Annotated in this window: 13 protein-coding genes, 1 tRNA gene and 5 pseudogenes; 5 read left to right on the forward strand and 14 right to left on the reverse strand. The window is 65.4% G+C overall.

The features are described 5' to 3' along the window. The coding region (locus YO9_RS0110435; protein ID WP_016997416.1) for a glycosyltransferase at window positions 1-663 on the reverse strand (663 nt) is incomplete at its 3' end. 155 nt (window positions 664-818) lie between these two features. Between YO9_RS0110435 and YO9_RS18015 the strand changes: the two genes are divergently transcribed. The 3 genes and pseudogenes from YO9_RS18015 to YO9_RS18020 all read left to right on the forward strand — a co-directional run bounded on the left by YO9_RS18015 (window position 819) and on the right by YO9_RS18020 (window position 1,878). Further along, window positions 819-1,154, forward strand: coding sequence for an NAD-dependent epimerase/dehydratase family protein (locus YO9_RS18015; protein WP_262925655.1), 336 nt, complete (start codon window positions 819-821; stop codon window positions 1,152-1,154). After that, window positions 1,142-1,195, forward strand: a pseudogene (locus YO9_RS20005) (hypothetical protein); the annotation flags it as partial. The gene YO9_RS18015 and the pseudogene YO9_RS20005, both read left to right, overlap by 13 nt. Window positions 1,196-1,272: 77 nt before the next feature. Further along, window positions 1,273-1,878 carry a hypothetical protein gene (locus YO9_RS18020; RefSeq protein WP_223286408.1) on the forward strand — a complete coding sequence of 202 codons (606 nt, stop codon included), beginning with the start codon at window positions 1,273-1,275 and terminating at the stop codon, window positions 1,876-1,878. On the opposite strand, the pseudogene YO9_RS0110445 reads toward YO9_RS18020, so the two are convergent. The 9 genes and pseudogenes from YO9_RS0110445 to argS form a co-directional block, all read right to left on the reverse strand. After that, a pseudogene (locus YO9_RS0110445) lies at window positions 1,865-2,931 on the reverse strand (L-threonylcarbamoyladenylate synthase). The gene YO9_RS18020 and the pseudogene YO9_RS0110445 sit on opposite strands and share 14 nt — an antisense overlap. An 87-nt stretch (window positions 2,932-3,018) precedes the next feature. Next, entirely contained in the window at window positions 3,019-3,876 is an 858-nt protein-coding gene (prmC, locus tag YO9_RS0110450) for a peptide chain release factor N(5)-glutamine methyltransferase (RefSeq protein WP_016997418.1), read from the reverse strand. 6 nt (window positions 3,877-3,882) lie between these two features. Continuing rightward, window positions 3,883-4,977, reverse strand: a complete 1,095-nt coding sequence (gene prfA, locus YO9_RS0110455) for a peptide chain release factor 1 (protein ID WP_016997419.1) — start codon at window positions 4,975-4,977, stop codon at window positions 3,883-3,885. A gap of 48 nt (window positions 4,978-5,025) precedes the next feature. Beyond that, window positions 5,026-7,164, reverse strand: a complete 2,139-nt coding sequence (gene rho / locus YO9_RS0110460; protein WP_031273086.1) for a transcription termination factor Rho — start codon at window positions 7,162-7,164, stop codon at window positions 5,026-5,028. A 298-nt stretch (window positions 7,165-7,462) separates the two neighbouring features. Beyond that, entirely contained in the window at window positions 7,463-8,440 is a 978-nt protein-coding gene (gene thrB / locus YO9_RS0110465; protein ID WP_031273088.1) for a homoserine kinase, read from the reverse strand. Between the two features lie 8 nt (window positions 8,441-8,448). Beyond that, window positions 8,449-9,557, reverse strand: a pseudogene (gene thrC, locus YO9_RS0110470) (threonine synthase). 81 nt (window positions 9,558-9,638) lie between these two features. Then, window positions 9,639-10,906: pseudogene (locus tag YO9_RS0110475) on the reverse strand (homoserine dehydrogenase). 69 nt (window positions 10,907-10,975) lie between these two features. Beyond that, window positions 10,976-12,415: a diaminopimelate decarboxylase gene (gene lysA / locus YO9_RS0110480; protein ID WP_016997423.1), complete on the reverse strand. Its 1,440-nt coding sequence runs from the start codon at window positions 12,413-12,415 to the stop codon at window positions 10,976-10,978. A gap of 4 nt (window positions 12,416-12,419) precedes the next feature. Beyond that, on the reverse strand, window positions 12,420-14,090 hold the full coding sequence (gene argS / locus YO9_RS0110485) for an arginine--tRNA ligase (protein ID WP_031273090.1): 1,671 nt from the start codon (window positions 14,088-14,090) through the stop codon (window positions 12,420-12,422). A 122-nt stretch (window positions 14,091-14,212) separates the two neighbouring features. Here argS and YO9_RS0110490 point away from each other — a divergent pair. Next, window positions 14,213-14,285, forward strand: a tRNA-Arg gene (locus YO9_RS0110490). Between the two features lie 137 nt (window positions 14,286-14,422). Here the strand turns inward: YO9_RS0110490 and YO9_RS18025 are convergent. The 4 genes from YO9_RS18025 to YO9_RS0110510 form a co-directional block, all read right to left on the reverse strand. Then, window positions 14,423-14,665, reverse strand: coding sequence for a hypothetical protein (locus YO9_RS18025; protein WP_223286407.1), 243 nt, complete (start codon window positions 14,663-14,665; stop codon window positions 14,423-14,425). Window positions 14,666-14,801: 136 nt separating this feature from the next. After that, a complete protein-coding gene (locus tag YO9_RS0110500; RefSeq protein WP_016997426.1) occupies window positions 14,802-15,635 on the reverse strand; it encodes an ABC transporter ATP-binding protein in 834 nt (277 codons plus the stop codon). A 3-nt stretch (window positions 15,636-15,638) separates the two neighbouring features. Next, window positions 15,639-16,598, reverse strand: coding sequence for an ABC transporter permease (locus YO9_RS0110505; RefSeq protein WP_016997427.1), 960 nt, complete (start codon window positions 16,596-16,598; stop codon window positions 15,639-15,641). Between the two features lie 6 nt (window positions 16,599-16,604). Continuing rightward, window positions 16,605-17,594, reverse strand: coding sequence for an ABC transporter substrate-binding protein (locus YO9_RS0110510; RefSeq protein ID WP_016997428.1), 990 nt, complete (start codon window positions 17,592-17,594; stop codon window positions 16,605-16,607). A 160-nt stretch (window positions 17,595-17,754) separates the two neighbouring features. On the opposite strand from YO9_RS0110510, the pseudogene hrpA reads away from it, so the two are divergent. Further along, window positions 17,755-19,189: pseudogene (gene hrpA, locus YO9_RS18030) on the forward strand (ATP-dependent RNA helicase HrpA); the annotation flags it as partial.

The raw sequence follows: 19,189 nt of genomic DNA on the forward strand, positions 1-19,189 counted from the left end.
GGCCACGGCCGTGGTGGTCACGGTTCCGAAAGGCAGACCCGATTTCCGCAGCCGCACCAGGAAGTCCACTTCGTCCCCGCGCAAGAACAACTTGAGGTCTGGGAGCCCCACGGTGAAGAACACGGATTCATCCATGAGCGCGCCGTTGAAGAAGGCGGCATACGACGGAATAAACCCTAAAGATTCAATGTCAGCTCGAGAGTGCGTGATGGTTCCCTCGAGGCGGAACGGGAAGGACAGCGTCCCGTGATCCTGCGGTGCCACGATCAGCGGGGACGCCACGGCCAGATTCCGTTCGGCGGCGGCTTGACGCAAGGTTCGCAGGCAGTTCTCGTCCTCCGGATGCGCGTCGTCATCCATGAGCCACACTTGGTCCGCACCGGTGGACAGGGCGGTGAGGATCGCGAGCGAGAACCCGCCCGCTCCGCCCAGGTTGGCCAACGAACGCAGGCACCGCAGCTCGAAGGCGCCGTCGATCAGCTCGCGAAGATGAGCCTCGTCCAGGGCCGTCCGACCCGCATCGACCAGACACAGGCTGTCGATCGGATCCGTCTGGGCCCGCAGGCCCGTGATCAACTGATCGACGTCGCGGGGACGGTCCTGCGTCACGCACGCGACGCTGACGCGCTGGCTCTGCGCCGGATGTGAACTGGCTCGAGTCATGGTTGCTCCCGCGGAAAGTACTGTGAGGGACCTACAAACTCGGGCCCCGTTGGACTCACGGATTCTATCAACGCGCGGCTGACAATCTCCCGGACACGGTCAGCGCGGGATTGCTGCCGTACGATGAAGAAACCAATGTCGGGAGGAGATTCACCGTGACAGCTAGTAGCTGGCGAGTACTCGGAGCCACGGGCTTTGTGGGGTCGGCCATCACCACTGCCCTGCAGACCAAGAACATTCCTGTGACCCCGGTGTCCACGCCCCGGTTGGCCTCTCCGGCCACCACCGTGCATCACCTGATCGAGCACGCCCATCGGCTGGAGTCGGTCATCGACTACCTGGCCGATTCCTTCGCCGGTGCTGACATCGTGGTCAACGCCGCTGGACTGGCCGCGCCCGATCAGACCCACCAGCAGTCCCTGACCGGCGCAACGCGCTACTGCCGGTCCTGGTCGCGTTGGCGGCACATCGCACGGGCGTGCGGCGCGTGATTCATATCAGCTCGGCGTCCGTCCAGGGAGACGCCCCCGTGTTGGACGAATCCATTCGCACGGCGCCGTTCTCCGCCTATTCACTGTCCAAGCACTCGGTGAGTCCGCGCTCTACCGGTTGCGCGCCGAGTGGGAGAACGAGGCCCACGCACCGCAGCTCACGGTCTTGCGAGCCACTTCGGTCATGGGTAGCGGGCGACGCACCACGCGATTGCTCGCCAAGTTCGCATCTTCGGTGTTCTCATCGGTTGCCGGTGACGGCACCGCCCCCACCCCGGTCACTTCGGTCAAGGCGCTGGCTCAGTTCGCCGTGGCCGTAGGCCAGTTCCCCGAGCCCTTGCCCGCGGTGATCCTGCAACCGTGGGAGGGCGCCACCACCGGTTCCGTGCTCCGCGATGCGGGTCGCCGCAATCCCCTGCAGCTGCCGCCGTTCCTGGCTCGCGCCGTGATCGACGCCGGCTACTGGGTGTCCCGGCTGGCCAACAATCGGTTCAACGGAGCCATCCGACGACTCGAAGTCACGTGGTTCGGCCAGCGTCAGGTACCCGGCTGGGCACACGAGAATGGCGTGATCCCCGAGCCAACGTGCAAGAGGTACTGCGCCAGGCGCACTTGTCACTCGGCAAGTAAGATCCGGGCCGGCAACGGCAAAGGCCGCAACCGATACGGTTGCGGCCTTTGCCGTTGCACGGCGTGTTGCGCGGAATACGTCAGGATCCGTTGACCAGTTGGCTGGCCTCGTCCACGCTCAACGCCGCGGTGCCTCCCCATTTCGGCTGGGATGCGTCCGCACGGTTGCGGTTCTGATCCACGCGGGCGCCGGGTTTTGCCGCCGAATTCTGTACGAGCGCCCTGGCAACTTCCGCCTCGGGAGCACCCGGTTCGACCAGCGGTTCGGCCGTGGTGCCACGCACCCGTCCTTCGCCGAGGTCATTCTGCTGCCGCCAGCGGTCGATCGTGCGTTCCGCCTCCGCGTGCGACGGCGACGACGCCGCTCCGGTCTCGGTGGTCTCGGCCTCCCCCGCTGCGCTCTCCGTCTCCTCGACTGCAGCGTGACTTGGCGCCTCTGTTCCGTACTGTTCGGCGCTCTCACCGTGTTCCGAACGCTCGGTCGGCGCCTCGGTCGAGTGGTCCGCCGTAACGTCACCGCCGTCCACGGTGGGCACCACGGAGCGAATTTCGTCGAGCCCGATGGCGCCCAGGCGCAGTACCACGGGCACGTCACCGGTGCAGTCGACGATCGTGGACGGAAGTCCGCTGGGATTCTCCGCCTGGTGCTCGGCGGTGGGCCGAGCGCCGTCGTCGAGGTAGAGCGCCACCCGATCCTGGAGCATCTCCTGGGCGTCATCGGCGGTGAGCGCGGCGGGCATGCCCGTGAGGTTGGCGGAGGAGACCGCCATGGGGCCGATGCGCTCGAGAACTTGCCGGGCCACGCCGTCGTCCGGGACCCGCAGGCCACGGTGCCGTGTGTTTCGCCGAGATCCCAGCCCAGCGTGGGTTGAGCCCAGCACACGAGCGTGAGGGCACCGGGCCAGAACACATCGGCCAGCGCGCGGGCGTCGTCCGAAACCTGATCCGCCAGTCCGGCCAGAACGCCGGGGTCGGCGATCAGCACGGGCGGCGGCATCTGACGGGTACGGCCCTTGGCGCCGAGCAGCGTCTGGACGCCCATGGGGGAAAACGCATCGCAGCCGATGCCGTACACGGTGTCCGTGGGCATGACGATGCACTCACCGTCCGCGACCACACGGGCTGCGTGATCAATCGCGGCGACCATGGATTCCTGGTCTGCGCACTTGTACGTGGCACTCACGAGCGTCTCCTTAGCTCAACGTCTGGTGCTGGTCGGAGGTGGAATCGGACTCTACGCCGGGCCGCGCGCGCCCGTGGCACGCGGTTTCCCCGCGAGGTCGCAATGTAGTTGGATCTCCACGAAACCACGAGCGGACAGTTCACGCTCCATGGCATCCACCTGGGACTCGGCGTGTTCCATGAATAATGCTCCACCGGGACGCAATAACCGTACGGCGGTGTCCATGGCAGCGCATGGCAGGGCCATGCCGTGGTCATCTCCCCCGTACAGGGCCGCGGGCGGATCGTAGTCCCTGACCTCGGGATCCGCGGGAATGTCCTCGGGGGGAACGTAGGGCGGATTGCTCACCACGACACAGAAAGTCCCGGCGTTTTCGGGGTCGTACTCCCGGTAGTCGGCCTGCGTGAGCGTGACCTTGGAGCCTCGCAAATTCTGTTGCGCCCACTCGACGGCCGCATCCTCTTTTTCCACCGCGAACACACGGGTGGTGGGATCTTCCGTAGCGATGGCCAGGGCAATCGCGCCGGAACCGGTTCCCAGATCCACCACGCGGGGATGCGGAACACCGGCCTCTCGCCACAGCCGAGCTTCATCGAGACTCAGCTGGACCAGGAGTTCGGTCTCCGGGCGGGGCACGAACACCCCGGGGCCCACCGACAGTTCGAGCTGGCGGAACGGGGCCTTGCCGGTCAGGTGCTGCAGGGGGATGCGCTGCGCGCGGCGGGCCACCAGCTCGCGGTAACCCGCGGGTTCGGGAGCGCCCAGGATGGCCTTGGCCTCGACCTCTCCCCTGCTCAGTCCCATGAGGTGCGCCGCGAGAAGCACGGCGTCCGTGTCAGGTGACGGAACTCCCGCACCCGCAAGCTCACCGTGCGCCCATCGCAGAGCCTGGGCAAGGGTAGCTTCCACCGCCGGTCAGTCCTGCTGTCCAGCCTGGTCTTGGCCGAGGTGTTCCAAACGGGTCTTCTCGTCCAGCTCGATGGCGGAGTTCACCACGGGTTCCAGCGCGCCGTCCAGCACCTGATCCAGGTTGTAGGACTTGTACCCCGTGCGGTGATCCGCAATGCGGTTCTCGGGGTAGTTGTAGGTGCGGATACGCTCGGAACGGTCCACGGTGCGCACCTGCGACTTGCGCACGGCGGCGTTCTCCGCGTCGATCTGCTCCTGCTGGTGCGCCAGGATGCGCGCCCGCAGCACGCGCATGGCGGCCTCACGGTTCTGCAGCTGGGACTTCTCGTTCTGCATGGCCACCACGATGCCCGTGGGCAAGTGGGTGATGCGCACGGCGGAGTCCGTGGTGTTCACGGACTGACCACCGGGACCGGAGGATCGGTAGACGTCAATCTTCAGGTCGTTCTGGCTGATGTCGATCTCGTCGGGCTCGTCGACCTCCGGGAACACCAGGACTCCGGCGGCCGAGGTGTGGACACGACCCTGGGATTCCGTGGCCGGCACACGCTGCACGCGGTGCACGCCGCCCTCGTACTTCAAGCGGGCCCAGGCGCCGTGTTCGGGGTCGTTGGAGCTGGACTTCACCGCGAGCTGCACGTCCTTGTAACCGCCCAACTCGGTGGGGGTGGACGAGAGCACCTCGGTCTTGAACTTGAGCGACTCCGCGTAACGCATGTACATGCGCAGCAGGTCACCGGCGAACAGGGCGGACTCGTCCCCGCCTTCACCGGCCTTGATCTCCAGAATCACGTTGCGGCCGTCATCCGGATCCCTGGGGATCAGTTTGCGGCGCAGCACTTCCTGGGCGGCTTCCAGTTCGGCCTCGAGCGGGGCGATCTCTGAAGCCAGTTCCGGGTCCTCGCTGCCGAGCTCGCGCGTGGCTTCAAGGTCCTCGGAAAGCTGTTCCACCCGTCGATGGGCTTCGACAATGCCGTTGAGTTCGGAGTACCGCCGACCCAGTTTGCGGGCCTTGCCCGCGTCTGCGTGCACGGCGGGATCCGCCAGTTCGCGCTGCAGCTGAGCGTGCTCATCCAGCAGCGGCTGAACGGGATCGGACATTGAAGGGTCTCCTATCGACGGGTGGAACGGGACAGCGAGAAGTTCTCGCTAGTCCTTGCCGTTGGCCAGCGTGGTCTTCTGGACCTGCAGCAGGAACTCCGTGTTGGACTGCGTGTCACGCAACTTGTTGGTGAGCAGTTCCAGAGCCTGCTGCTGTTCCAGACCGGACAGCACGCGACGCAGCTTCCACATGATCTTGATCTCGTCCGCGGAGAGCAGGTTCTCCTCGCGGCGGGTGCCGGAAGAGTTGACGTCCACAGCGGGGAAGATACGACGATCCGCGAGCTGACGGGACAGGCGCAGTTCCATGTTGCCGGTGCCCTTGAACTCTTCGAAGATGACCTCGTCCATCTTGGAACCGGTCTCCACGAGAGCGGTCGCCAGGATGGTGAGCGAGCCACCGTTCTCGATGTTGCGAGCGGCGCCGAAGAACTTCTTGGGCGGGTACAGCGCTGCCGAGTCCACACCACCGGACAGGATACGTCCGGACGCGGGAGCGGACAGGTTGTACGCGCGGCCCAGACGGGTCATGGAGTCCAGCAGGACCACCACGTCCATACCCATCTCCACCAGGCGCTTGGCGCGCTCGATGGCCAGCTCGGCCACCGTGGTGTGATCGTCCGCGGGACGATCGAAGGTCGAGGCGATGACCTCACCCTTGACCGTGCGCTGCATGTCGGTGACTTCCTCGGGACGCTCGTCCACGAGCACCATCATGAGGTGCACCTCGGGGTTGTTGGTGGTGATCGCGTTGGCGATCGCCTGCAACATGAGGGTCTTACCGGCCTTGGGCGGGGACACGATCAGGCCGCGCTGGCCCTTACCGATCGGGGCCACCAGATCGACCACGCGGGGACCGATCTTCTTGGGCTCGGTCTCCAGGCGCAAGCGCTCCTGCGGGTACAGGGGAACCAGCTTGGAGAACTCGGTGCGGTCCTTGTTCTCCTCGGGCTTGCGGCCGTTGACGGAAGTCAGCTGCACGAGCGCGGAGAACTTCTGACGCGAGCTGTTGTGCTGCTCGCCCTCGCGGGGGGCGCGGATGGCGCCGACAATGGCGTCACCCTTGCGCAGGTTGTTCTTCTTGACCTGGGACAGACTCACGTACACGTCCGACGGGCCCGGGAGGTAACCCGAGGTGCGCACGAACGCGTAGTTGTCGAGCACGTCCAGGATGCCGGCCACGGGCAACAGGACGTCATCCTCGGTGATCTCGATGTCGTCCACGTCCGGGCCGTTGTTGCGGCTGCGACGGTTGCGACGCTCGTTGCGATCGTTCCGGTCATTGCGATCGTTGCGATTGCGGTTACGGCGGTTACGGCGCGAGTTACCGTCACGATCGTTGCCGTCGTTGTTGCGATCGTTGCGGCCGCGGTTCCCGCGGTCGTTACGGTCGTTGCCGTCCTTGCGGTTCTGACCGTCCTGCGAGGAATCCTTGCGGTTGGAGTCCTGCTTGTCATCGCGGGACGAGTTGTCCTGGTCGTTGGACCCGGACTTGTCGTCCCGAGAGTTGTTCCCGTCCTTGCGGTCGCCACGATCATTGCGATCGTTGCGGTTACCGCGGGAGCGCTGGTTGCGGTTGCCGCGGTTCGAGGAATCCTTGGAGTCCTCGTTCTGCTCGTTCTGGGAGTTCTCGGACTGCTCGCCCTGGTTCTCCTGGCCGGAGTCCTTGGACTGCTGGTCCTGGTTGTCCTGCTGGTCCGAAGCCTTCTGGTTACGGGAACGATCCCCGCGGCCGGAGGCGGAAGCGCGGCGGGAGCGGCGCGAGCCGGACTGACGTTCGTTCTGTCCCGAGCGGTTGTCGCCCTGGGACTCGTTCTTCTGGTCCTCGGCCTGGTTCGCGGAGTCCTTGGCGGAGTCGGCGGACTTCTCGTCCTGCTCCGACGCGTTGCCTTCCTGGGGCGCGTCCTGGGAAGGCGCGGAATCCGACGAGGACGCACGACGGGTCGATGCCTTGCGCGCGGTTTCCGAGATCTTTTCCTCCACGGCCTTGTCGCGTTCGGCTACGGCGCCGCCGCGCTGGTGGGCCTCGATGGCCTCCACGAGCAGAGACTTGCGCATGCGACGAGCGCCGGTGATGCCCAGCTGGGAGGCGAGAGCCTGCAACTGTGCAAGTTTCAGCCCGGACAAACCAGTGTTCTGGGGCTTAGAGTTTTCCGTTCCCTGTTCGGGGGCGGTGGTTTCTGTCACGAAGGTTCCTTCTGACTCGATGGGGGCCGTGGCGATGACATCGCACACTGACCCGACGATATTGTTGTGGGCCGCCAACTGCGGGCCACGTTGATTGCGTGCAGAGTGCACGCGAGAAATCAGCAATGAGGTCCTCTGATCCCCTTGATGCACCAGTGCCGGTCACATGAGAGAAGTGACCTGGTCAGCAAGAAAAGGAATCGCATTGAGGCGACGCATTCAAACAACAGTGACGCCCGGTCACGATTGCTGACTCGAATGCGGGACTCCGCTTGAACCGCGTGGGCGAACCCAGGGCCTATTGCGTGGATACGCCCACTTTAGCACCCTCGGCCGGTACGCGTAGTGCCATAACACGCCAGGACACGTCCGCACTGTTGTGGGTATGGGCCGCTGATTCCGGATCAGACGTGATCTCTTCAATGGCGGAAACCACTCGTTCGGCTTCCTGCGCGCCGTTGGCGAGGGTCAGCACCGTGGGTCCGGCACCCGAGATCAAAGCCGCGAATCCGCGTTCGCGCAGCTGCGTCATGAGCTCGAAGCTCGGCCCCATGGCCTGCGCCCGGTAGGGCTGGTGGAGCAGGTCGAACGTGGCAGGCAGCAAATATTCGGGGCGGTTGCTCAGCGCCTCGACCAACAGTGCCGCGCGCCCGGCGGTGACCGCGGCGGTGCGATGCGCCACGGTGTCGGGCAGCAGACCACGCGCCACGGAGGTCGCCACCTCGAAATCGGGAATGGCAACCACGGGAATCACGTCCTGGTGAACCCGCACGGGCACACTGACGAATTCGCCGTTCTGTTCGAAGGACACGGTGAGCCCCCCGTACAGGGTGGGTGCCACGTTGTCCGGGTGGCCTTCGAGCTGCGAACAGACCTGGAGCACACCATGATCGTCCAGCCGGCTGCCCTCGGTGAGCAGCGCGTTGGCCGCCAGCACACCCGCCACCACGGCGGAGGCAGATGAGCCCATGCCGCGGCCGTGCGGGATCTGGTTGTGGGCTTTCAAGCGCAGCCCGGGCAGGGCACCGGCCCCGGCGGCGTCGAAAACGGCCTGCATGGACCGGACCACCAGGTGATCGGCTGTTTGCGGGACGTTTTCAGACCCCTCACCCGAGAGCTCGAACTCGAGACCGGATTCGATGCGGGTCACGGTGAGTTCGTCGTAATAACCCAGGGCGAGCCCCAGGGTATCGAAGCCGGGGCCCACGTTGCCGGTGGACCCGGGAACCCGCACCGAGACGCTCGTTCCCGGTGCGGCTACTGCCTGTTCGTTCACGACGTCGGTCACTCCAGCCCCAGGGCTGCGGCCACGGGGACCACGTCGAAGGGAACGCGCTTGGGTTCCACCGCGCTGGCATCCTCGGCCTCGGCGCCCTTGATGGCCACTGCGGGTCCTTGAGTCCGTGACCGGTCACGGTGATCACGATGGTCTTGCCGCTGGGGACCTCACCCGCGCGCTGCTTCTTGAGCAGGCCGGCCACACCGGAGGCGGAGCCGGGCTCCACGAACACGCCCTCGCGCGAGGACAACCAGCGGTGGGCCTCGATGATCTGCTCGTCGGTCACGGAATCGATCAATCCACCGGATTCGTCACGCGCGGCAATCGCGGTATCCCACGAGGCGGGATTGCCGATCCGGATGGCGGTGGCGATCGTCTCGGGTTCGGTCACCGGATGACCCAGCACGAGCGGCGCGGCGCCTGCGGCCTGGAAACCCCACATGGTGGGCGTGTGAGTGGACACGGCATCCAGAATTTCACCGGAGGTCGCCGGGGTCTCGGAGGCGTACTCCTTGTAACCCTTCCAGTACGCGGTGATGTTTCCTGCGTTGCCCACCGGGAGCACGTGGATGTCCGGGGCATCGCCCAGGGTGTCCACGACCTCGAAGGCCGCGGTCTTCTGACCCTCGATGCGGTACGGGTTGACCGAGTTCACCAGGAACACGGGGTAGGACTCGGAGAGTTTGCGCGCGACTTCCAGGCAGTTGTCGAAGTTGCCTTCGATCTGGATGATGTCCGCGCCGTGCGCCACGGCCTGGGACATCTTGCCCATCGAGATCTTGCCTTCGGGCACGAGCACGGCGCAGCGCATCCCCGCTTGCTTGGCGTAAGCGGCCGCGGCGGCGGAGGTGTTGCCGGTCGAGGCGCACACCACGGCCTCCGCACCCTCTTCCTTGGCCTTGGTGATGGCCATGGTCATGCCGCGGTCCTTGAAGGATCCGGTGGGGTTCATGCCTTCGAACTTGAGCCACACGGAGCTGCCGGTCAGTTCGGACAGGGCACGAGCCTGGATCAGTGGCGTACCGCCCTCACCCATGGTGATGACCTCGGTGGTCTCGGAGACCGGCAAGCGGTCCTTGTACTCGTTGATGACGCCCTGCCAGACGTGTGCCATGCCGGTTTCTCCTCGACGCTGTTCGACGGTGGGTGGCTGAGCACCCGTTTCAAGTTGTTGGACGCCCCGCGGGCGGTGAAATCAGTCTCCGGTCTCCACGGGGATCACCGAGAGCACCTCGTCCACCACGGGCAGTTCGCGCAGCGCGCCCACGGTGTCCATCAGATCACGGTGGCGGCCCGTGTGGGTCACCAGACGCAGCACCGAAATGGCCTGGTCCTTGGGATCCTCGGTCTGGTGCATGGTGGAGATCGACACGCCGTGGTCCGCGAAGACCTGGGCGATCTGGGCGAGCACACCCAGTCGGTCCTTGACGGTCACGGTGATGGCCATCCGCGTGGTCACGTTGTCCATGGACACGGCGGGCAGCTTGGCGTGATCGCTCAGCGGGATGCCCTCGGCACCGCGCGCAATCGCGCGAGCGGCGGACACCAGGTCACCCAGAACGGCCGACGCCGTGGGCTCACCGCCGGCGCCTGGCCGTAGAACATGAGCGACCCGGCGTTCTCGGCCTCCACAAAGACGGCGTTGTACGCGCCGTGCACTCCCCCGAGCACGTGATTGCGAGGGATCATCACAGGGTTGACGCGCAGGTTCACGCCCTCATCGGTGCGCTCCCCCACGGACAGCAACTTGATCACGTAACCGGCCTCGGCCGCGGTCGCGACGTCCTCCGCGGTGACCGCGGTGATGCCCTCACAGTGGACGTCGTCCAGGGTGAAGGTCGAGTGGAAGGCGAGCGAGGCGAGCACGGCGGCCTTGGCGGCGGCGTCGTGACCCTCAACATCGGCGGTGGGGTCTGCCTCGGCGTAACCCAACTCCTGGGCCTCGGCCAGAGCGTCGCCGAAGGCGGCGCCCGTGGTGTCCATCTGATCCAGGATGAAGTTGGTGGTGCCGTTCATGATGCCCAGGAAGCGGGTGACCTTGTCACCGGCCAGCGAATCACGCATGGGACGCACGATCGGGATGGCACCGGCCACGGCGGCCTCGTAGGAGAGCTGCGAGCCCGACGCCGCGGCGGCGTCCTGGAGCTCACGGCCGTGAGCCGCGAGCAGCGCCTTGTTACCGGTCACCACGGTGGTGCCGGCGTTGAGGGCGCGCAGGATGCGGGTGCGGGCGGGCTCGATGCCTCCGGTCAACTCCACCACGATGTCCGCGGCGTCGATCACGGAATCCGCGTCCGTGGTCAGCAACTCGCGCGGAATGTCGTAGTCACGCTTGGCGTCCATGTCGCGCACGGCCACGCCCACGAGATCGAGCGTGACGCCCGAACGCATGGCCAGTTCGTCCTGGGCCTCGAGCAGCACGCGGGCTACCTGGGAACCACGGTGCCGGCACCCAGCAGGCAACCTTCAAGTGGGGAGTCTCTTGGGGCGAAGTCGCTGAAGTAGTCATTGCTCCTGATATTCCTTGGGGGCTTATTCGGCGCTCGCGCCGGTGTCCCGGGCCAGCAGATCGTCGACGGTTTCGGCTCGGATCAGAACCTGGACCTGTCCTTGGGCATCCACGCTGATCATTCCAGGTCGGGTGAGCCAGTTGTAGTTGCTGGACAGCGCCCAGCAGTACGCACCGGTCACGGGTACGACCAGCAGGTCACCGGCCGTGACGTCTTCCGGCAGGTAGACGTCCCGCACCACGATGTCACCGGATTCGCAGTGCTTCCCGACCACGCGGCTGAGGACGGGACCGGCATCCGACACGCGGTTGGCGAGCACGGCGGTGTAATCGGCGTCGTAGAGCACCGGGCGGGCGTTGTCGCTCATGCCGCCGTCCACGGACACGTAGCGGCGCTCCACACCGGGACTGACCGTCACTGTCTTCACGGTGCCCACGGTGTACACGGTGCAACCGGACGGACCCGCGATGAACCGGCCGGGCTCGAAGGAGAGGTGCGGGAGCGGGAGCTCGGAGTTCTCGAGCAGTCCGGCGAGGTGCTGGGCGAGGTCCGTGGCAATGGACTGGGCCGTGCGGGGTTCGTCCGCACTCGTGTAGGCCACGCCGTGACCGCCACCCAGATCCAGCTCGGGCAGCACCGTGGACCAGCGTTCGGCAACGGTCTCGCGCAGGGCCAGCACGCGCTCGGCGGCCTGGCCAAAACCTTCCGCGGCGAAGATCTGGGATCCGATGTGGCAGTGCAGTCCGCGCAGGTCCAGGTGCTCGCGCAACGCCACGCACTGGGCGAGGGCCTGCAGAGCGGGCGAGTCCTCCCCCTCAACGGAGGGATTGAGCGACAGTCCGAACTTCTGGTCCTCGTGGGCCGTGGCGATGAACTCATGGGTTGAGGCGTGCACACCCGGGGTCACGCGCAACATGATGCGAGCGCGCACAGCAAGCTTCTGGGCGAGGTCCGCGACCAGCTGGATCTCCGGAAGGGAGTCCACCACGATGCGCCCCACGCCGGTGTCCAGCGCTCGGGTGATTTCCGCGGCAGATTTGTTGTTGCCGTGCAACGCGATCTTGGCGGGATCCACCCCGGCGCGCAGAGCGACCTCGAGTTCCCCGCCGGACGCGGTGTCCACGTTGAGCCCCTCGTCCTGGGCCCACCGTGCCACGTGGGTGTTCAGCAGCGCCTTGGACGCGTAGTAGACCTCCACGTCAACGCCCATGGGAGTGAACGCGGCCTCGAACGCCTCACGGAAACCACGAGCGCGAGAACGGAAGGTGTCTTCCGAGATCACGTAGCTGGGCGAACCGTAGCGTTCAGCCAATTCGGCCACGGAGACGCCGTCCACGGTGACGCAGCCGCGATCATCGCGCGCGTACTGCCCGGTGAAGACCTTGGGGTCCAGAGTGGCGTTGTCCTCGGGGACGGTCAGCCATCCAGGAGCGAGGGGGTGGGAGTTGTCTGCTGAACTCACGAGATCACATCCGTTCCGGCGCACCGACGCCCAACAGGGACAGGCCGTTGGCCAGGACCTGCTGTACGGCGTCGTTGAGCCACAAGCGAGAATTGTGTACCGGTTCGACCGGGCCGTCACCCTGCGGTGCCACGCGGCACACGTCGTACCAGCGGTGATAAGTGCCGGCCAGAAGTTCCAGGTGACGGGCCACGCGGTGCGGTTCACGCAGCTCGGCGGCCTGAGCGACCACGGAGGGGTACTGCCCCAGTGCGGCGAGCAGGTCGGCCTCGCGAGCGTGATCCAGCAGAGCGGCGTCGAAAAGGTCGGTGCCGTCCTCTGCCGCGCGACGCACCCCGGCCGCCTCAGCGTTGCGCTGCACAGCGCACGTGCGGGCGTGGGCGTACTGGACGTAGAAGACCGGGTTCTCGTTGGAACGCTTGGTCAGCACGTCCAGGTCGATGTCGATGTTGGAGTCCACCGAGTAGCGGGTCAGGGAGTAGCGTGCGGCGTCAACGCCCACGACCTCCACGAGGTCCTCCATAGTCACCACGGTGCCGGCGCGCTTGGACATGCGCACGGCCACGCCCTCGCGGACCAGGTTGACCATCTGACCGATCAGCACCTCAACGCGCTCCGGGGAATCCCCGAGGGCTGCGGCCACGGCCTTCAGGCGGGCCACGTAACCGTGGTGATCCGCGCCCAGCATGTAGATGCACAGGTCTGCTCCGCGGCCGCGCTTGTCCTTGAAGTAGGCGATGTCACCGGCGATGTAGGCGGCATTGCCGTCCGACTTGATGACCACGCGGTCCTTGTCGTCGCCGTAGTCCGTGGACCGCAGCCACCAGGCGCCGTCCTTGAAGTACATGGCGTCCGAGTCCTTGAGCTGCTCGACCAGCTGCTCGACCTGTCCGCCTTCGAACAGGGAGTTCTCGTGGAAGAACACGTCGAAGTCCACGCCGAACTCGTGCAGCGAAGACTTGATCTCCTGGAACATCAGCTCCACGCCGTTGGCGCGGAAGACTTCCTGCGGATCCTCGGATTCCAAGGCGTCCGGGTGCTGTTCCAGCACGCGCTGCGCGATGTCCGAGATGTACTGTCCGCCGTAGCCGTCCTCGGGTGCGTCCTCGTTGCGGGCGCGGGCCAGCAGGGACCGGGCGAAGCGGTCGATCTGCGCACCGTGGTCGTTGAAGTAGTACTCGCGGGTGACCTGCGCAGCCTGTGACTGCAGGATGCGGGCCAGGGAATCTCCGACTGCGGCCCAGCGGGTGCCCCCCAGGTGAATGGGGCCGGTGGGGTTGGCGGAGACGAATTCCAGGTTGATGGCGGTGCCGCTCAATACCTCGGACGTACCGAACGAGGTGCCCTGCTCGACGATCGACTGTGCGAGCTCACCCGCAGCGGCGGCGTCGAGCGTGATGTTCAGGAACCCGGGGCCGGCAATGTCCACGGCGGCCACGCCGGGCACGTTGCTCAGGCGCTCGACCAGGATCTCGGCGATCTCACGGGGCTTGCGGCCGAACTTCTTGGACGCCTGCATGGCCACCGTGGTGGCCCAGTCCCCGTGGTCACGATTCTTGGGACGCTCAACCTTCGCTTCGGGAAGCTCTGCACCGTCCACCAGGGTGAGATCACCGGCGGCCACGGCTTCTTGCAGGCATGCGGATACGGCAGCGGAAAGTTCTTCAGGAGTCACCGGACCAGTGTAACGGGACGAACCGCGCCCACCGATTCGAGTCAATTCGCCTGCCGTGACGAACCTGCTAATATCGATCGAGTTGTTCACGGCCCGGTTCACGGACCCGCAAGACAGCCCCCGCCCGCGTAGCTCAGGGGATAGAGCGTCTGCCTCCGGAGCAGAAGGTCGTAGGTTCGATTCCTATCGCGGGCACTTTTTTGTTTAACGGCTCGTTCGATCGCCGACGACGCCGCGCCGCCTGTGCTTCTCGCCGGCCTTGCTCGCGCGCTGATGTGCCGACAAGAAAACCCCCGAACGGTTCGTTCGGGGGTTTTCTCGTACAGCCGCGTTCAGCCGCGTTCGGAGTCACCGTGGCGCTGCCGGGCGCGAAGCTGCGGGTTCAGTTCCATGGGGTCGTAGTCGTGGAGCATCTCCCCCTCGCCGAACTGCTCGGCCACGTAATCGTCCTCCGGATTGTGCGCCGGTGCCGTGGTGCGCCGCCGCACCATGCCGATGATGGTCAGCAGACCACCGACCAAGAGCGTGCCGAAGCCCACGATGATCGTGGCCAGTGCCGTGCCGGTCAGGGGCACCGATGCACTTTCGGACGCCGCCCGCCCCAGGTGCACCAGGCCGGCGGAAGGGTGAAGATGCACACGAACAGGGCCAGCAGACCCGCCAAAGAGATGACTGATGTGGTGCGCTGGCGCCTGTTCGTGTTCACGATGACTACGGTTTTCCTTCTTTGGTGACGCGGACTGTTTCTAGCAGCGTAGCGTCATCAAGTGTGGGTTCCCCGCTGACCGTTTGCAGCTTCTGGAACTCGGACAGCAGATCGGACACGGTCGATTTGGCCTTCTGCTCCTCACTGAGTTCGAACAGGATCTTGCCCTCGTGCATCATGATCAACCGGTTGCCCAAGCGCAGGGCCTGTTCCATGTTGTGGGTGACCATGATGGTGGTCAGATGCTGCTCCGCGACCATCCGCTCGGTCAGTTCCGTGACGTGCTTGGCACGCTGCGGATCCAACGCTGCGGTGTGCTCGTCCAAGAGCAGAATCTCAGGTGACGAGAACGTGGCCATGAGCAGGGACAGCGCCTGGCGTTGACCGCCGGACAGCAATCCCACCTTGGCTCCCAAGCGGTTCTCGAGTCCGAGTTCCAACTTGGCCAGCTCATCCCGGAACTGCTGTTTCCGCGAGCGCGTCACGCCCAAGGACAGTCCGCGGGATTTGCCGCGCCGTGAGGCGATGGCCATGTTCTGCTCGATGGTGAGATTGGGTGAGGAACCCTTCATGGGGTCCTGGAACACACGGGAGATCCAGTGGGCCTTCTTGTGTTCCCCCAGCTTGGTGACCTGGTCGCCGGAGACCTGGATGCTCCCGGAATCCGGGATGATCGTCCCGGACACGGTGTTGAGCATCGTGGATTTTCCGGCGCCGTTGGAACCGATCACGGTGACGAAGTCACCCGGCTCCACGGTCAAGCTCACGCCGTCCAGGGCCACGCGTTCATTGACGGTGCCGGCGAAGAACGTCTTGCGCACGTCGGTAATGGTCAACATGGTTTATCGCCCCTCTCCGGTTCGGCCGCCCACGGTGGCGGGTGTACCCGCTCCGGGTTCCACCCCGGCTTGGACCTTGCGAGCTTCGCGGTCCTTGCGGCGCGCATTCCACCGCTTGAAGAAGGTCATCTGTGGCAACACGAGCGCGATGACCACCAGCACGGCGGAGATCAGCTTCATGTCGGACGGGTTCAGACCCAGCTGCAGTGCTGCGGTGATGACCAGGCGGTACAGCACGGATCCGAAGATCACGGCCGCGGTCGCGATGATGACCGTACGTGTTCCGAAGATGCCCTGACCCAGGATCACGGAGGCCAGGCCCACCACGATCAGGCCGATACCCATACCGATGTCTGCGAAGCCCTGATACTGGGCCACGAGCGCGCCGGACAGGCCGACCATTCCGTTGGACAGGCACAGACCCAGAATCTTCTGGTTGTCCGTGTTCACCCCGAAGGAACGGATCATGTCCGGGTTGTCACCGGTGGCCTGCATGGCCAATCCGGCGTCCGTGTAGAGGAACCAGTCGAGCAGAACCTTGACCAGCAACACCCCGACGAGCAGCAGCAGGACACCCACGAAGGATCCTTGGAAGCCGGCTTCACGCAACGGAGTGAAGACGGTGTCCTCGCGCAGCAGCGCCAGGTTGGCCTTGCCGTCCATCACCCTCAGGTTGATGGAGTACAAGGCCGTCATGGTCAAAATACCCGCCAGCAAACCGTTGATGTGGGCTTTGGTGTGCAACAGACCCGTGATGAGGCCCGCGAGCGCACCGGCGAAGAATCCTGCAATAGTGCCCAGCCAGGGGCTGCCACCACCCAGGATGATCATGGCCGCGGTCGCGGCCCCAGTGGTGAAGGACTGATCCACCGTGAGGTCCGGGAAGTCCAACACACGAAACGTGAGGTAGACGCCCAGGGCCATCACGGCGTAGATCAGGCCGAGTTCAATTCCAGCGATCATGAATGATTACTCGATTACTTCGTCTGCGGAATCACGCAGTTCCTGCGGGATCTCGATGCCCATGGCCTCAGCGGCCTTGGCGTTGATGATCAGTTGGGTCTCCTTCTGGGACTCGACAGCCATTTCGGCGGGGTCCGCGTCCTCGTTGAGGATGCGCAGGGCCATTTCACCGGTCTGCTTGCCGAGTTCCTCGTAGCTGATGCCCTGGGTTGCCAGGCCACCGCGCTCCACGGAGTCACCCTCGCCCACGATCAACGGAATCTTCTTGGATTCGGCGGCACCGACCACTGCTTCGAGACCGGCCACCACCTTGTTGTCGGTGGGTACGTAGATGGAATCGGTGTCGAAGGACTCGGCGGCCTGGGCGACCTCGGCCGTGGTGGTCACGGTCTTCTCCTCGACGGACAGGCCTTCGGCCTCAGCGGCTTTCTTGGCTTCCTCCACCTGGACCTGTGAGTTGGTCTCACCGGAGCTGTAGATGATGCCCACGGACTTGGCATCCGGATCGAACTGCTTGATCAGCTTGATCTGGTCGGCCACCGGGTTCATGTCGGTGGTTCCGGTGATGTTGGCACCCGGCTTGTCCATGGAGTCCACGAGTCCGGCGTCCACGGGATCGGTGACGGCGGTGAACAACACGGGCTTGTCGGTCACGGCTTGCGCGAGCGACTGGGCGGTGGGTGTGGCGATACCGAGGATCAGGTCGTTATCGGCCGAAGCAAAGTTGGAGGCGATGTTGGTCGCGGTGGCCTGGTCACCCGAGGCGTTCTGCACGTCCAGGGTCAGGTTGTCACCTTCGGTGTAGCCGCCCTCTTCAAGGGCGGAAACGAAGCCCTCGCGGGCGGCGTCGAGTGAGGGGTGTTCCACGAACTGAGCGATCCCCACGGAGATTTCCTGGGGTCCCTCGGACTGGCTGTCGCCGCCGCCCGAACCGCAAGCGGTCAGGACCAAGACGGAAGCGGCGGCCGCCGCGGAAAGCGAAAGAGTGCGCTTCATGATGGTGGGCGTCCTTTCAAGACAAATGATGGTGCCTGGATATTACCTGCCGTTCGGTCAAAAAATGAGACGTGGCGCACATTCGGTATCGGATCGTGTTCTGACGGGCCCCACGCCGTGAAGGGCGTGCCGCTCGGGGCCCGTAGACTGGGGCGTTGACATGACTGAGTCCAGCACCACGCCCCGCATCGTGTACCCCCAGAACCTTCCGGTCAGCGCGCGCCGAGACGACATCAGCGCTGCCATCCGCGACAACCAAGTGGTGGTCATCGCCGGTGAGACCGGTTCGGGTAAGACCACGCAGCTGCCCAAGATGTGCTTGGAACTGGGACTGGGTGAGAACGGCTGATCGGCCACACCCAGCCGCGCAGGATTGCCGCCCGTTCGGTTGCGGAGCGCATCGCCCATGAGATGAGCGAGTCGGTCGGGCAGACGGTCGGCTACCAGGTGCGTTTCACCTCCGAGGTCGGTAAGGACTCCAAGGTCAAGCTCATGACCGACGGCATCCTGCTCGCGGAAATCAGCCACGACCCCATGCTGCGCCGCTACAACGCGATCATCATCGACGAGGCCCACGAGCGCTCACTCAACATCGATTTTCTACTGGGCTACTTCAAGCGGCTACTCCCCCGCCGCCCGGACCTCAAGCTGATCATCACCTCAGCGACCATCGATCCCGAGCGGTTCGCTGAGCACTTCGCCCTGCCCCCCGCGGATGGGGGCGAAGAGGAACCCGCTCCCATCATCGAGGTCTCGGGCCGCACCTACCCGGTGGAGATTCGCTATCGCCCACTCGCTCAACCCCGGACCGGGACGGCGGCGACGACGAGGCAGACACCGGCGACGGCCTGGAGGACGAGGACCGCGATCCCATCGACGCCGTGTGCGACGCCGTGGTTGAGCTCGCCAACGAGCCGCCCGGCGACATCCTGATCTTCTTCGCGGGCGAGCGCGAGATCCGTGATGCCCAGGACGCGCTGGCCAAGGTCATCGACCGGCACCGTTCGCTGGCCGGCACCTTGCTGCTGCCACTGTTCGGCCGGTTGTCCATGGCCGAACAGAATCGCGTGTTCGCGCCCTCGTCCAAGCGCCGGATCGTGCTCGCGACCAACGTGGCGGAAACCTCGCTGACGGTCCCCGGCATCAAGTACGTGATCGACCCGGGCACCGCCAGGATTTCGCGTTACTCGGCGCGCACCAAGGTCCAGCGTCTTCCCATCGAGCGGATTTCCCAGGCGTCCGCGCGTCAGCGCGCCGGCCGTTGTGGCCGTGTATCGGACGGCGTGTGCATTCGCCTGTACTCGGAAGAGGACTTCGAGTCCCGCCCCGAGTTCACCGACCCGGAAATTCTGCGCACCAACCTGGCCGCGGTCATCCTGCAGATGATCTCGGTGGGGGTGGTGCACGAGCCCTCGGACATCTCCGATTTCCCGTTCGTGCAGAAGCCGGATTCGCGCGCGTCAAGGACGGCGTGGTGCTCCTGCGCGAACTCGGCGCCCTGCGCTCGGGTGACCAGAAGGAGCAAGGCGAGCAGGCGGCGTCGTCGTCCGGTCGCGGTCGGTCCCGGGGACGACGCGCCGCGGCCGCAAGAATTC

Origin of the sequence: Kocuria atrinae C3-8 (assembly GCF_000286355.1) — a bacterium.
Classification (GTDB): Bacteria; Actinomycetota; Actinomycetes; order Actinomycetales; family Micrococcaceae; genus Kocuria; species Kocuria atrinae_A.